The sequence below is a fragment of the Bacillus yapensis genome (genome assembly GCF_005280205.1).
GTDB lineage: Bacteria > Bacillota > Bacilli > Bacillales > Cytobacillaceae > Robertmurraya > Robertmurraya yapensis.
Window position 1 is genome coordinate 321454 of sequence record NZ_SUND01000002.1, and the last position, 13196, is coordinate 334649.

The 13196-nt window shown below is 37.7% G+C and carries 16 protein-coding genes; 13 read left to right on the forward strand and 3 right to left on the reverse strand.

The genetic code is table 11. The features are described from left to right. Positions 1 to 24: 24 nt before the first annotated feature. From FAR12_RS04000 to FAR12_RS04030, 7 genes are all read left to right on the forward strand, one after another. Positions 25 to 1704, forward strand: coding sequence for a spore germination protein (locus FAR12_RS04000; RefSeq protein WP_126406555.1), 1680 nt, complete (start codon positions 25 to 27; stop codon positions 1702 to 1704). Beyond that, a complete protein-coding gene (locus FAR12_RS04005) occupies positions 1694 to 2881 on the forward strand; it encodes a Ger(x)C family spore germination protein (protein WP_126406558.1) in 1188 nt (395 codons plus the stop codon). Before FAR12_RS04000 ends, FAR12_RS04005 begins: the two co-directional genes overlap by 11 nt. Positions 2882 to 2890: 9 nt before the next feature. After that, positions 2891 to 4003 carry a GerAB/ArcD/ProY family transporter gene (locus FAR12_RS04010; RefSeq protein ID WP_126406561.1) on the forward strand — a complete coding sequence of 371 codons (1113 nt, stop codon included), beginning with the start codon at positions 2891 to 2893 and terminating at the stop codon, positions 4001 to 4003. A 105-nt stretch (positions 4004 to 4108) separates the two neighbouring features. After that, the gene (locus FAR12_RS04015) at positions 4109 to 4630 is read left to right on the forward strand and encodes a GNAT family N-acetyltransferase (RefSeq protein WP_126406564.1); all 522 of its coding nucleotides are present in this window, start codon (positions 4109 to 4111) and stop codon (positions 4628 to 4630) included. A 17-nt stretch (positions 4631 to 4647) separates the two neighbouring features. Next, the gene (locus tag FAR12_RS04020) at positions 4648 to 4905 is read left to right on the forward strand and encodes a hypothetical protein (RefSeq protein WP_126406567.1); all 258 of its coding nucleotides are present in this window, start codon (positions 4648 to 4650) and stop codon (positions 4903 to 4905) included. Next, on the forward strand, positions 4902 to 5645 hold the full coding sequence (locus tag FAR12_RS04025) for a metallophosphoesterase family protein (RefSeq protein ID WP_126406570.1): 744 nt from the start codon (positions 4902 to 4904) through the stop codon (positions 5643 to 5645). Before FAR12_RS04020 ends, FAR12_RS04025 begins: the two co-directional genes overlap by 4 nt. Next, positions 5642 to 5875, forward strand: coding sequence for a DUF3951 domain-containing protein (locus FAR12_RS04030; RefSeq protein ID WP_126406573.1), 234 nt, complete (start codon positions 5642 to 5644; stop codon positions 5873 to 5875). Before FAR12_RS04025 ends, FAR12_RS04030 begins: the two co-directional genes overlap by 4 nt. Positions 5876 to 5896: 21 nt before the next feature. Here FAR12_RS04030 and FAR12_RS04035 read toward each other — a convergent pair whose 3' ends face one another. Beyond that, positions 5897 to 6082 carry a hypothetical protein gene (locus FAR12_RS04035; protein ID WP_126406576.1) on the reverse strand — a complete coding sequence of 62 codons (186 nt, stop codon included), beginning with the start codon at positions 6080 to 6082 and terminating at the stop codon, positions 5897 to 5899. Positions 6083 to 6236: 154 nt separating this feature from the next. On the opposite strand from FAR12_RS04035, the gene FAR12_RS23270 reads away from it, so the two are divergent. Next, on the forward strand, positions 6237 to 6380 hold the full coding sequence (locus FAR12_RS23270; protein WP_170972077.1) for a hypothetical protein: 144 nt from the start codon (positions 6237 to 6239) through the stop codon (positions 6378 to 6380). 262 nt (positions 6381 to 6642) lie between these two features. Then, positions 6643 to 7278 carry an FMN-dependent NADH-azoreductase gene (locus FAR12_RS04040; RefSeq protein ID WP_126406579.1) on the forward strand — a complete coding sequence of 212 codons (636 nt, stop codon included), beginning with the start codon at positions 6643 to 6645 and terminating at the stop codon, positions 7276 to 7278. A gap of 50 nt (positions 7279 to 7328) precedes the next feature. Here FAR12_RS04040 and FAR12_RS04045 read toward each other — a convergent pair whose 3' ends face one another. After that, complete coding sequence (locus FAR12_RS04045) at positions 7329 to 8087, reverse strand: DUF2087 domain-containing protein (protein ID WP_126406581.1); 759 nt, start codon at positions 8085 to 8087, stop codon at positions 7329 to 7331. Positions 8088 to 8299: 212 nt separating this feature from the next. Here FAR12_RS04045 and FAR12_RS04050 point away from each other — a divergent pair, with 212 nt between their 5' ends. Beyond that, a complete protein-coding gene (locus tag FAR12_RS04050) occupies positions 8300 to 8908 on the forward strand; it encodes an NUDIX hydrolase (RefSeq protein WP_170972078.1) in 609 nt (202 codons plus the stop codon). Between the two features lie 50 nt (positions 8909 to 8958). Further along, on the forward strand, positions 8959 to 9318 hold the full coding sequence (locus FAR12_RS04055) for a hypothetical protein (RefSeq protein ID WP_126406587.1): 360 nt from the start codon (positions 8959 to 8961) through the stop codon (positions 9316 to 9318). 34 nt (positions 9319 to 9352) lie between these two features. Here FAR12_RS04055 and FAR12_RS23275 read toward each other — a convergent pair whose 3' ends face one another. Further along, complete coding sequence (locus tag FAR12_RS23275) at positions 9353 to 9508, reverse strand: hypothetical protein (RefSeq protein ID WP_170972079.1); 156 nt, start codon at positions 9506 to 9508, stop codon at positions 9353 to 9355. A 148-nt stretch (positions 9509 to 9656) separates the two neighbouring features. On the opposite strand from FAR12_RS23275, the gene FAR12_RS04060 reads away from it, so the two are divergent. Both FAR12_RS04060 and FAR12_RS04065 read left to right on the forward strand, forming a co-directional pair. Continuing rightward, positions 9657 to 10745, forward strand: coding sequence for an MBL fold metallo-hydrolase (locus tag FAR12_RS04060; RefSeq protein WP_126406590.1), 1089 nt, complete (start codon positions 9657 to 9659; stop codon positions 10743 to 10745). A gap of 104 nt (positions 10746 to 10849) precedes the next feature. After that, positions 10850 to 13075, forward strand: coding sequence for a bifunctional diguanylate cyclase/phosphodiesterase (locus FAR12_RS04065; protein WP_126406593.1), 2226 nt, complete (start codon positions 10850 to 10852; stop codon positions 13073 to 13075). Positions 13076 to 13196 lie beyond the last annotated feature (121 nt).

A 13196-nucleotide genomic window follows, 5' to 3' on the forward strand; every position in this document is an offset into this window, starting at 1 on the left:
GTTTAATGACAAAGGAGTTTCTCTATGCCTGATGAGCTAGAACTTAAGTTGACTTCCACTTTTACATTCGATATAGAGAGTAATATTTCATTGATTAGAGAAATCTTAGGTCATAGTGTCGACCTCGTCCAACGAGATTTTATTTTTCATCAGGAAAAACAAATACGAGGTGTGCTCTTTTATACAGACGGTTTAATTGATAAAGAGGAAATTAATAAAGCTTTAAAAACGTTAATTAATTGCTCTGACGAAATCTTGAGTTCTTGTATTGGTGACCGAATGGGCGATGAGCTGACGAAGAATATTAAGACATATCTTTTAAACAATGTTTCGGTTAATCAGTCGAATAAAGTGCAGGATGCAATTGATGGAATTTTATCTGGGGATACGGCTATCATCATTGACCGCACTGAGCAGGTTATTATTTTGTCATCTAGGGGAGCAGATGCTAGGTCAATTGAGGAGCCACAAACAGAGCAAGTTGTAAGAGGACCTCGGGATGGATTTACCGAAAATATCCGAACGAATACTGCTCTTGTAAGAAGACGAATTCGTGATCCACAATTTCGAGTGGAATCTATGAAAATAGGGAAGAAATCAAAAACGGATGTTAATATCGCCTATTTGAAAGGGACTGTCAAAGAAGGACTTGTAGAAGAAGTAAAAAAGCGCTTAGCGCGGATCGAAATTGATGCTGTTATTGATAGTGGATATATTGAAGAACTAATTGAAGATGCGCCATTTTCTCCGTTTACTACCGTTCAAAGTACAGAGAGACCGGATAAAGTGGCTTCTTACATTTTTGAAGGAAGAGTCGCCATTTTTGTCGATAATTCTCCTTTTGTATTAACTGCACCAGCATATTTCTGGCAGTTTCTACAGGCGAGTGATGATTATTACTCACGGTATATGTCAGGTACTTTTTTTCGATTAATGCGTTATATTGCATTCATTATTAGCTTGACTCTTCCTTCCCTGTATGTCCTTTTGATTAGCTTTCATCAAGAGATGATTCCGACTCCATTGGCATTAACGATCGCTTCTGGAAGAGAAGTGATTCCATTTCCTGTCCTTTTGGAAGCACTAATTATGGAGATTTCCTTTGAGTTAATGAGAGAAGCTGGTTTAAGGATGCCAAAACCGGTGGGACAAGCAGTTAGTATTGTCGGTTCTCTTGTCATTGGACAGGCGGCAGTTCAAGCAGGTGTGGTTTCTCCTTTTATGGTCATCATTGTGGCTCTTACAGGGATTGCTTCCTTTGCCATTCCCAACTACGGAGCATCATTTTCCATTCGTTTGATCCGTTTTCCCTTATTAATTGCATCAGGGACATTGGGCCTACTAGGGTTTGCCTCAATGTTCACGATTATAGCTATTCATGCTTTGTCACTGCGTTCCTTCGGGGAATCTTACCTAGCTCCAGCAACACCTTTCAAACCTTCGGATCAAAAAGATTTTCTGATTCGGATGCCATGGTGGAGAATGGACACAAATGCTCAATTGGCTGAAGGGGAGCAGTATCGTCTTGGAGAACATCAAGTACCGTCCCCGCCGCCAAAAGGGGTTGACAAGGAGGGTGATAAAGGTCAGAAACCTCCGGAAAAAAAGAAATCTGATAATGAAAATAATCCTCCATCCTCTAAACAATCCTTAGTGAAAATCAGAAGAAAGAAACGGAAGTGGGGGAAAAAGGATGAAACATAAAGGAATTGTCTTTTTACTGTTTACGTTGTCTCTGCTACTAACAGGATGTGCAGGAAAAAGAGAGTTAAATGAATTGGCTATTGTGATGGCAGTAGGAATTGATAAAGGGGAGGAGGGAAATGTAAGAGTCACAGCTCAAATCCCTCGCCCATCCGACGCAAGGGGACAAACAGGTGCTCCTTCGGGCCAAACAGGAGATGCGATCTGGTCTGTTTCAGCTGAAGGAAAGACGCTCTTCGAAGCGATTCGTAATCTTGGTAGGTTCTCACCAAGAAGAATTTTTTGGGCCCATAATTTTATAATCGTTATTAATGAAGAATTTGCGAAAACGGGCATTCAAGATGTCATTGATTTTTTCACAAGAAATCCAGAGCTCCGAATGAATACTTGGGTAGCAGTAACGCCAGATAAAGCGGTTGAAGTGGTGACAACCATTACGGGATTGGAGGTCATTCCAGGGGAGGCGGTGGATAAATTGTTACGTTATAGCGCCATTACTTCACAGGCACCACGAACAACGATGCGAAACCTCTACAGCTCGTATTTAAGCGAAGGGTCAGACCCTGTTTTAACTCGAGTTAGGCTTGTGGAAAAAGGAGTTTCGAATGAAGATCCTGGAAAAATGAACGTAAAGCAAGTTGAACTCGCAGGTGCTGGAGTTTTTAAAAAGGATAAATTAATCGGAATTTTGGAAGGAGATGAAGTACGTGGACTTATTCCGTTCATCGAGAGGCTCGAATCCGTGATCTTAAGTGTTTCGTGTCCTAACGATAAGAGTGAGAATGTATCCTTGGAGCTCCGCCATCAAAACTTCAAGATCATTCCCGGCTATGAAGATGGAAAGCCAACATTTCATGTGAAATTAGTTACATATAGCAGTATTGCAGAAGCAGACTGCCCTATTTCTTTGAAGGATAAAAAACAAGTAGATGAAATGGAAAAGGAATTGGAAGAACTTTTGTACAATGACATTAAGAAAATCGTTGATAAAGTGAAGAAAGACTATCATGCGGATATTCTACGTTTGGGTGAGGAGTTTAATAACAAATATCCAAGCGAATGGAAGCAATTAAAGGCTGATTGGAAAGAAAGGCTCCAAGACGCGAAAATCGATATCGTGGTTGATGCGAAAATTAAAAATTCAGTATTACTATATAACCCTACAAAATCCAACTAGGAGCTATCAATGAGAGTTCAAATTTCGAATGGTATGTTTATGGCAATTATTATTAATATGGTGTATGCGAAAGCAATCGGCATCACGCAAGGTTCACTCGCGAGAGAAGTAGGCAATGATATGTGGATATCTACTATTTTTTCTACTCTTCAGGGAATTATGATGATTGTGTTTGTGACTTATGTGATTAAACGAACCCCTAAAATGGATATATTTGAACAGAGTGAACTGCTGCTTGGGAAGATATTCTCTAAAATAATCGCTTTGTTCTTTTTTATCTTTTTTCTATTTGCTTTCGGGGGAGTTAGTGCAACCTTTGTCTATCATTTAAAAGATTTCTTTCTCCCAGATGCTCCTTTAGTTTTATTTATCATTGCAGCTTTCATCATGGGAGTTTACGGTATTTTCTTTGGTTTAGAAGTTATCGGTAGAATGGCACTCATTGGGGTGTTTTCAATCATTGCCTTAAATGTTCTGATCATTCTAGGCTCACTTTCCGAATTTCGAGTAGAGGAACTGGAACCGATTTTTGAGTCAGGTTTCCTTAGTACTTTATGGGCTAGTCGGCACAATGATACGGATTGGCTTATGGCAACGATGATGGCAGCTATCATCCTTCCGCATGTTGGGAAACAAGAATCTTGGGGGAAATCGGGGATAGTTGGAATAGGACTAGGTGGTCTATTTGTGGTTCTGTGGCCGATTTTACAAACTGGAGTTTTAACATCTGAAGTTACCGCTCAATATTTCGTGGCTTGTATGCAGATGGCAAGAAGTGCTCATATTGGCTTGTTTCTACATCGCTATGAGCTAATCATGGTTGCATTCTTTGCTATATCCGCGTTAATTCAAATTATGATGACCTTCTTATGTGCTTCGATTGCGGTTCAAAGGCTCTTTGGATTGAAGGATTATCGGCCTGTTATTGTACCAGTTGCCTTAATCCTGTGTGGAGGTGGGTATTGCCTTGTTTTTGACCACCAGATTGCAATGGACTTTTTAGAAAAAACCTGGATATACGTTGCTTTATCAATTGGATTTGGAGTGCCTCTCTTATTATGGCTAATCGGTTTCCTATTGAAAAAGAAATTTAAAAATACAAATATGGAGGCCTCTTCATAATGACGTATTCACAGCCATGAAAGTGGCTGTGTTTTCAATTTTTTAGGTTTCAAAATTTTGGGTATTATGAGAAAATAGGAAGAAAATCACAATAGGAGAATACATATGGGGAATCAGCTTCGTTTGGTTAAGCCAGTAATCGATTTGGAAAAAGAGTATTTCTCATTTTATCAGGAATGGATAAATAGTGGGGAAAAGATGGTACCGTGGGTGATTCAAAAGGACCCAACTAATTTTCCTGAGATGGTGCAGTTTTTGCATAATAGCGCGAAGGGGATTGGGATTAAAGAAGGATGGGTGCCAGATTCAACGTATTGGCTTGTAAACGAAGATAATCGGATTCTTGGAGTTGTGAATATCCGTCATCAACTAACTGAACTTCTCCTGAATAGTGGGGGACATATTGGTTATGGCATTCGTCCTTCGGAAAGAAGGAAGGGTTATGCAACGAAGTTACTTGCTTTGTCTCTTGAAATAACGAAGGAATTAGGGATTCGAAAAGCTCTTGTGGTATGTGATGAAATCAATATTGCTTCCGCAAAAACAATTTTGAAAAATGGGGGTATTCCTGATTCCGATTATATAGAAGAAGATGGCAATGTGATCAAAAGGTTTTGGATTGAATGATGGAGGGATGAACAAGGATGGAATATATTTTGGGGTTCTTATTAGGTTTTCTACAATTGTTTTATCCTTTATTGCTCGCGTCAATCTTTACATTTATTTACGCATTGATTAAACGGTCTTGGAAATGGATGCTCGTTAGTGGTATTTTACTATTTCCAGATGCGTGGTATTTCAGTTGGTACCCACCATTTCCGTGGGCGAAATTTATCCCATTGATCCAAGTTATTATCGCCTATATTTTGTATCGCACGAAGGGGAAGGAGAAGTCAAAATGACAAAGATTGCTATTATTTCAGATATTCATGGAAATAAAACGGCATTGGAAGCTGTGCTCGAAGATATCAAACAAAGAGAGATTGATAGAATCTTTTGTTTAGGGGATTTAATTGGAAAGGGACCTCAGGGATCTGCTTGTATCGAATTAATTCAAAAGAATTGTGAGAAAGTCATCCGAGGAAATTGGGATGTATTTATCCAAACTCCGAGCGAGAGCGAATTCATTCAGTGGTTTCAAGAACGTTTATCAGTGGAAGATTATCAGTACTTGGCATCTCTACCATTTCATATTGACATTGAATTGAACGGACAATTGATTCGCTTTTTCCATGCTTCCCCTAGAAGTGAGTTTGAACGGATATTACCATCGCCGATTCACCCAATTGAGAAACGTTTATCGATGTTTGAACACAGTGAAGAAACTGGTTTTCACGAGAACACTCCAGATATCGTTTTCTATGGTGATATTCATGCAACGTTTTTAGAAACTTTTGATAACGGGATCCTATGTAATGTTGGGAGTGTCGGGAATTCTCTTGATTTAACAGCTGCTTCATATGCCATTCTTGACGGAACACAACCGAATAATGCGATTCAATTTGTGCGAGTAGATTATGACCGGGAATTAGAACTCCAGATTGCTAAAGAAATGGGTTTACCTGCTCTAGATAAATATTATGATGAAATCATGTTGGCAAAATATCGGGGTGCTCCTAAAAATAGGGAGGAAGATAAATGAGTCTTCTTGATTTAATGCCACTTGGCATTGCTGGGGCTATTGTGATATTGGTGTTGATTGGTTTTTACAAGGTATTTGTCAAGAAGAAAAATGTTACGCCTTTTTATACGCCTTTTGATGAGATTACCGGCCAGAGTCCAATAGAATTTCACGAAGAGCAGGTGATTCTTGCCGAGGATGAAGACCAAGGCGATGACAAGGATAAAAATAGACCACTTCACGAAGGATGAAGTGGCCTCATTATAAGAGAATTACTTTCCGAGAATGGCCATGACGGCCTTAAAGATTAGATATAAAGAGAATACTACGATTGCTAAAACACCAATGACATTTGTGACAGGAGTAATACTTGCTAAGAAAGAAGTTTGAACAGCTGAACTTAATAACGCGAAGCCGGCCAAAATTCCAGCAAGCAATAAAAGGATAAAACGGTCCATTTTTCATTCCTCCTTTCATTACATCTTATGTCCAAGTGCTTTGAAAGGTGATAGATTACAGTGTAAGGAAATATTTTCTAATTTAATAAACTGTCTTTTTCCGAAAATAAAAAGTATTATAGGAATATACTAACGTGCATGGAGGTGAACATGAATGGAAGAAAAACCATTGCATTACGATGGAAGTGTTCAAAATGTACAAAGTGTGAATGAGGAAGTAAATGAATCCGTCAAGATTACGGATGAAATGAGAGCGAACATTAGCGGCAATCCATTTACTTTTGAACAAAGCAAATAATTTTTTTAAACTAAAAGAAAGCGCTTTCTATAAATTCTGAAATGCTTGGGTCCGAAAAGGGATCTGAGCATTTCTGTTTTGAGTTTTGGTACTGTCAATTGGAAGAGAAAGTACTTACATATAGTCTATTAGTATCAAAATGAGATCAACCAATACCGTTTAATTGAACGCCTTATTTTTTCTTGTTATACTTTGCATTCAATTGGCTAAAGTAGTCAAAAATAGAATGTACACACTCATCTAAGAAAGGTAAGGTAGAAAAATGACTAAAGTATTGTACATAACTGCTCATCCTCATGATGACGCTCAATCTTATAGTATGGCGGTAGGAAAAACTTTTATCGACTCATACAAAGAAGCAAATCCAAACGACGAGGTAACACATCTTGATCTTTATAAGGAAAACATTCCTGAATTAGATGTGGATGTTTTTAGTGGCTGGGGTAAACTACGCTCTGGAAGCGAATTTGACGCTCTTTCAGCAGATGAAAAAGCAAAAGTAGGAAGACTTGCGGAGTTATGTGATCAATTTATCTCTTATGATAAATATGTGTTCGTAACACCGTTATGGAACTTCTCTTTCCCACCTGTTATGAAAGCTTATTTAGATGCAGTTTCAGTGGCTGGAAAAACATTTAAATACACAGAGCAAGGTCCGGTTGGACTTTTATCTGATAAAAAAGCTCTTCATATTCAAGCTAGAGGTGGAATCTATTCTGAGGGTCCAGCGGCAGCACTTGAAATGGGGCACCGTTACCTTGATATCGTGATGAAGTTTTACGGCATCAACACTCTTGAAGGACTTTTCGTAGAAGGGCACAACGCCTTCCCTGATAGAGCAGAAGAAATCAAACAAGATGCAATTGCTCGTGCAAAAGATTTAGCACAAAAGTTTTAATAGAAGATGATGGCCTCCACCATAATTGTGGAGGCTATTTTTATTGATTTCTAGTTCTTGATCCAATAGGCGGACCCATCATTGCTTCGGTCCATAAAGCCATATTCAATGAAGTAACGTCGGAGCGTAACAAAATCGTGAAAGACTTGTTTGAGGACTTCGTTCACTTCCTTTTCTGTATATTGTTTACTTGAATCGAATTTCGTTAAAATATGCTGCAAGACGATGAGCTTCCGCTTTTCTTTACTAGGAAAAGTGTCAAGTGGTCCATCCAAACCTTGCTTAAAATAATTACTTAAAACTTTTTCCTTCTCTTCTTGTGTAACCGCATAACGTTCATCCACCATTTTTGCCCCCTTATGAAAAGGCACGAAATCTGTTGCCTTCTCTTTCTCTAATAGATTCATAATTGTTAAAAAGACTTTAGCTTGTTTTTCTTTTTCCTTTAATTTGAATCGGTGATTACGGACTGTAGAGGTGCTTCCTCCAATGTTATTCGCGATCTCTTTGTCAGCGAGCCCTTGCTTAAAATAGAGGAGGAGGTCACGCTGATGCTCAGAAATACCAGAATACTTCTTGTCCATCCCAACTAAATATTCAAACATGGAATGATGTTGCACCTTTATATGATGAATCATCGCTTTCCTCGCATCATAAAAAAGTTCACGATTTTCATGTGGGTACATAACACCATTTTCAAAAGTTTGATTACAAATCAGGCATATGTATTCATCCGTTTCTTCGATAAAAATGTACCCGTTTGAGATCTCTTCAATGGACGCAGACCAAAATAGCTCTTCTTTATTCATTTTGTAGACACAACCTTAATTTGTTTTTATATTTATAGACATAATACAACAACATCTAATTATTTTCAATTAGTTTTGTTATTTTTCTGAAATGTTTAAGCATATAAGAAAGACCTCATCGTTTTTATATTCTTTTTCCTAAATTATACAGAGAAAAATGCTATAATTAATCTAATTAGACATGTAAGAGAGGACTGAATTTTTTGGGAGAATTGTTAGACATACTTGATGAAAATTATTATGTGATAGGACAGGATACAAGGGAAAATGTACATGAACAGGAACTGCTACATGCTGGGTTTCAATGTTGGTTTTACAAAATCTATGATGGTAAGCCGTATATTCTGTTTCAAATGAGAAATGGCAGAGTGAACTACCCAAATCTTCTTGATACAACAGCTGCAGGTCATTTATCTGCAGGTGAGGGGCCAGAGCAAGGAGCCCGTGAAATTGAGGAAGAACTCGGGCTAACCATTCCTTTTGAACATTTAACTTCCTTAGGGAAAATTCGTGATACACTTCCATGGAGAATGGACAAAATCGATAATGAATTATGTCACTTATATGCCTACCAATATGACAAACCTCTACAATCTTTAACTCTGCAAAAGAGTGAAGTAGAGGGGATTGTGTGTATTTCAATGGATGATTTCTCAAACCTTCTTGATTCCGACGACAAACGCGATATTGAGGTTATCGTCTATGACGGTCAATCTGTTGAGACAAAAAGAATAAGCTTGTCACTAGCGGACTTTGTCCCTCATGAACTTGCGTATTATCGCTATAACCTTGAGCAATTGTTAGCACTAGTTAAAGAATAAAATTGACTTAGCAAGGATTTATCAAATTCAACTGACGAGGAAGATGATAAATGATTGAGCTTGTGGGGAATTGTTTTCGATGTAATAAGAATGTCTATTGCACAGATGGTTTTCTGAATGGAATTACATTAGGTGGCGGAAGGATTCTTTGTTTTTCTTGTAAAGAACATGATCCGTTAACTGAAATATTAAACCGACTCCTAAAAGTGGACTCTGAATTAAAAGACTTGATTATACATGAAGGTGGAGAAGTCAAGGTTGTTGCCAATAAATCTGTGAAAAGCAAAGAAGATTACGAATGGGTCTTAGAAGAACTTGATAGAGCAGCAGAATTTGGCATGGATATAAGCACTAAAGAACGTTTGAATGAAATCAAGAATCAGTACGTCAAGCTGTTGAACAAATCATGATGAATGAAAAAATAACCTCAATGAATTTTTGAGGTTATTTTTTGTTGACCTGACGGCCGCTCTTTTTCTGACTTTGTGAGCTAGGATTTCCAATCTGAAAGTCATTTCCTAATTCTACATCGTTGTGTTTATCATGCTTTTCAACTTGTTCTCTTGTTTGATCCTTATTTTGCTTCCCTTGACTAGACATGAACTCAACTCACTTTCCAGTAATATCATTAGTTAATATTTGCAAAATGTTAGATTAAATACTAAATTTTTAAGTGTGCTAAAGAGGATATTTTTTTATATTTGGTCTATGATTAATGCATATTATCTATTTTTGAAAGGAAAGCCGTATGTACATTTTACTATTTGTCATTATAGTTCTGATTTTCATTTATATTCCTTTACAAAAAAGACTTGGAGGAAATCCGAGTAAAGAAGAGAGAAGTAAGTTTAGTCAATTGGAGAACTATGCAAATGGAAAGTTCGTCAATGCAAAACCTACGAAGATGAATATGAATATCTCTTCTATGTACGCTTTAATGAAAGAATCACAAAAGACGAAACATGAGAGTAAACCGAAAGAAATCGTTCCAATTCAGCCTTTAAACTGGGAACGAATCAATGGAGAGGAAGATAGCTTTACTTGGTTTGGGCATTCAACATTCTTACTTTCAATCGATGGTAAAAAAATTCTCTTAGACCCAATGTTTGGGTCCGCAGCATCACCAGTCACCATGTTTGGTAGTAAACGTTTCAGCAAGGATATATTAACATTAATTGATGAATTTCCATTTATTGATGCTGTACTACTCACTCATGATCACTATGATCACCTGGATTATCCATCTATTTTAAGATTGAAAGATAAAGTCGGTCATTTCATTGTACCCTTAGGTGTTGGAAATCACTTGGTCAAATGGGGAATTGAGAGAAGACGAATCACCGAGCTTAATTGGTGGGATGAGATTCATTGGGAAGGAATTACTCTTGCGTCAGTACCTTCACAGCATTTTTCCGGAAGAGGTCCCTTGAATCGCGACAGTACTTTATGGACTGGGTGGGTGCTGTACGGGAAAAATACGAGATTGTACACAAGTGGTGACGGTGGATATGGTCCCCACTTTAAAGAGATTGGTGAAAAATATGGACCATTTGACCTTACTCTAATGGAAGGCGGACAATATGCTTCGCTTTGGTCACCAATACATATGGTTCCTGAAGAATCGATTCAGGCTCACCTTGATGTAAGAGGAGAGAAAATGATGTTAATTCATTGGGGAGCATTCACTCTTGCACCTCATCCTTGGAAAGACCCAGTTGAAAGAGCTTTGCGTGAAGCTGAGAAGAAAGGAATAACACTGCTTACTCCGCCGATTGGAGCAACAGTGCGTATGAGGGAAGAGCAATTAGAAGAACACCATTGGTGGAATGAAATTTAGAAAATGGACCTTAGTAGGGTCCTTTTTTTATGCATTCTTAAATAATATTGTGTCTTTGTTGGGAAACCTAAAAAGAAATATTCCGAGAAGTTTTAGGAGGAAATATGAAATACATAGGTAGAATTAGTTCAATTATTCCTATATTAGTGATCAATATTTGGCTCTTAAAACTTACAATGAAATATGATGGCGTACTGTATTTTTTATTCAGTCTTCTTCTGACCGTATTGGCGAGTATAATTACTTGGGTATTAGGTGGACAGTTCGATAAAGCGAAATTTTACTATCATGAACTTCAAAAGGAGAAGGAGAATCTTCAACAAATATTTGATAGTGTTGATGCGACAATATGGTCGAATAATATTGTAGAGCAGAGGCTCTATGTTTCTAAGGGTGTTGAAAAAATATCGGGATATTCTGTTCAACAATTTTTTGAAGACTATAATTTCTGGTTGTCCATATTTCTTCCAGAAGATCGACCAAACTTAGATCAGTTTTATGAGCGAGTTTTAACAGGGAAATCAGACTATGTAGAGGCAAGATTCATTCATGCAAATGGGAAAATACATTGGGCTTACGTGTCGGGAGCACCGATTAAAGGGAAAGATAATGAAGTAATTAAAATAAATGGCGTTGTTGTTGATATAACCTCTAAGAAAGAAACGATGGAAAGACTTAGAGAGAGTGAGAGTCGTTATCGTAGTGTGGTTGAGCTTTCACCAAATCTGCTTTTTATCTATCAGGATAAATCGCTCGTGTATGCAAATCCGGCTACGACAAAACTATTAGGTATGGAAATTTCAGAACTGATCGGTAGGACCCCATTTGAATTTATCCATCCAACTTTTTTAGAGATGGCGATTTCCAGAACGAAAGAAATTTTACAGCAAAAGAGAACAACTGATTCTAAAGAGTATAAAATTGTTAAGCCAAATGGGGAGATAGCTTATCTAGAATTGCTTGGCAAGGAAATACCTTATAATGGACAATCAGCAATTATGGTCGTAGGAACAGATGTGACAGCAAAGAAACAACAGCAGGAAAAAATCGAATTTATGGCTTTTCACGATGCCCTCACAGGTTTGCCGAACCGTTACATGTATAATGAATCATTAGAGAAAGCGCTGGAACGCTGTAAGCAGGACCATCTTGGGCTTGCGGTTATGTTCATTGATGTCGATCATTTTAAATTTGTGAATGATACGATGGGGCATGAGGCAGGGGATAAGCTTTTAAAAAAAATATCGGAACGATTACTTAAAAATGTTCGTGATGGTGATTTGGTGGCTCGACCAGGTGGTGATGAATTTACCATTCTACTTGAGAATGTTGAAGAAAGACTAGTACGGAACATAGCTCAAAGAATTATTCATGCTTTTGCAGCGCCATTTACAATCAATAATAAAGGGATTTACACTTCCATTAGTATTGGCGTTAGTTTATTCCCTATCGATGGGGATGATAAGGAAACTTTGAATTCGAAGGCCGATATCGCGATGTATTTTGCGAAGAAAAGTGGAAAAAACAAATATCAATTGTTTAATGAACATGGGGATGTGCTTGCTCGAAAGCTTCAATTGGAACAGGATTTTAGAAGTGCGATTGAATTGAATGAGTTTTACCTTGAGTACCAGCCTTGCGTTGAATTAAAAACAGGAACTGTGTATTGTGTTGAAGCATTAGTTCGGTGGAAACATCCGATTCTAGGGATTATTCCTCCAAATGAATTTATTCCGATCATGGAGGAAACAGGGTGGATTGTCAATCTAGGGACATGGGTTTTAAATGAAGCCTGCCGCCAGAATATAGAGTGGCAAAAGCTGGGGATTAATGTGAAGGTTGCAGTTAACGTGTCCTCCATGCAGTTTGAAGCTGAAAATTTTGTGGCTGGTGTAAAACAAGCATTGTTGGAACACAAGATGCAGGCTGACTTTCTAGAAATCGAAATCACAGAAAGCGTCATGCAAAATGTTGAAAAGTCAACGCGGATTATCCAAGAACTAAAGGAATTGGGTGTTAAAATATCGATTGATGATTTTGGAACTGGATATTCTTCACTCAGCTTGTTAAGTAGTTTATCCATTGATCATGTGAAAATTGATAAATCTTTTATAGACGGGATTATCAGCAATTCCAATATTGCATCTGTTGTCAAAAAGATGATTGAGATGGGTGAAAGTCTTAATTTTGATTTAATAGCAGAGGGCATTGAAGTGGAGGAACAGGCTGATTTTTTAATAGAAAATGGCTGTCGATATGGACAAGGCTATTACTTCAGTCGTCCTGTATCACCAGATGAAATAAAGAAGTTATTTATGCAAATGTGGTGAAAAAAGTATCACGCCAATTTCAAGGTGGGTGATACTTTTTTTGTGGAATGACGTTTGAAAATTTCATGCGAAAAAGGAAAATCGCATGCTTTATAGAATAATAATGTATCTAATGTAATTG

Coding starts and splice junctions, on each gene's coding strand:
- FAR12_RS04045 (WP_126406581.1), bottom strand. CDS start 8,087: ATGAATAAAGAAGAGCTATTTTGGTCTGCGTCCATTGAAGAGATCTCA.
- FAR12_RS04040 (WP_126406579.1), top strand. CDS start 6,643: ATGACTAAAGTATTGTACATAACTGCTCATCCTCATGATGACGCTCAA.
- FAR12_RS04000 (WP_126406555.1), top strand. CDS start 25: ATGCCTGATGAGCTAGAACTTAAGTTGACTTCCACTTTTACATTCGAT.
- FAR12_RS04060 (WP_126406590.1), top strand. CDS start 9,657: ATGTACATTTTACTATTTGTCATTATAGTTCTGATTTTCATTTATATT.
- FAR12_RS04030 (WP_126406573.1), top strand. CDS start 5,642: ATGAGTCTTCTTGATTTAATGCCACTTGGCATTGCTGGGGCTATTGTG.
- FAR12_RS04020 (WP_126406567.1), top strand. CDS start 4,648: ATGGAATATATTTTGGGGTTCTTATTAGGTTTTCTACAATTGTTTTAT.
- FAR12_RS04065 (WP_126406593.1), top strand. CDS start 10,850: ATGAAATACATAGGTAGAATTAGTTCAATTATTCCTATATTAGTGATC.
- FAR12_RS04035 (WP_126406576.1), bottom strand. CDS start 6,082: ATGGACCGTTTTATCCTTTTATTGCTTGCTGGAATTTTGGCCGGCTTC.
- FAR12_RS23275 (WP_170972079.1), bottom strand. CDS start 9,508: ATGTCTAGTCAAGGGAAGCAAAATAAGGATCAAACAAGAGAACAAGTT.
- FAR12_RS04005 (WP_126406558.1), top strand. CDS start 1,694: ATGAAACATAAAGGAATTGTCTTTTTACTGTTTACGTTGTCTCTGCTA.
- FAR12_RS23270 (WP_170972077.1), top strand. CDS start 6,237: ATGGAAGAAAAACCATTGCATTACGATGGAAGTGTTCAAAATGTACAA.
- FAR12_RS04055 (WP_126406587.1), top strand. CDS start 8,959: ATGATTGAGCTTGTGGGGAATTGTTTTCGATGTAATAAGAATGTCTAT.
- FAR12_RS04025 (WP_126406570.1), top strand. CDS start 4,902: ATGACAAAGATTGCTATTATTTCAGATATTCATGGAAATAAAACGGCA.
- FAR12_RS04015 (WP_126406564.1), top strand. CDS start 4,109: ATGGGGAATCAGCTTCGTTTGGTTAAGCCAGTAATCGATTTGGAAAAA.
- FAR12_RS04010 (WP_126406561.1), top strand. CDS start 2,891: ATGAGAGTTCAAATTTCGAATGGTATGTTTATGGCAATTATTATTAAT.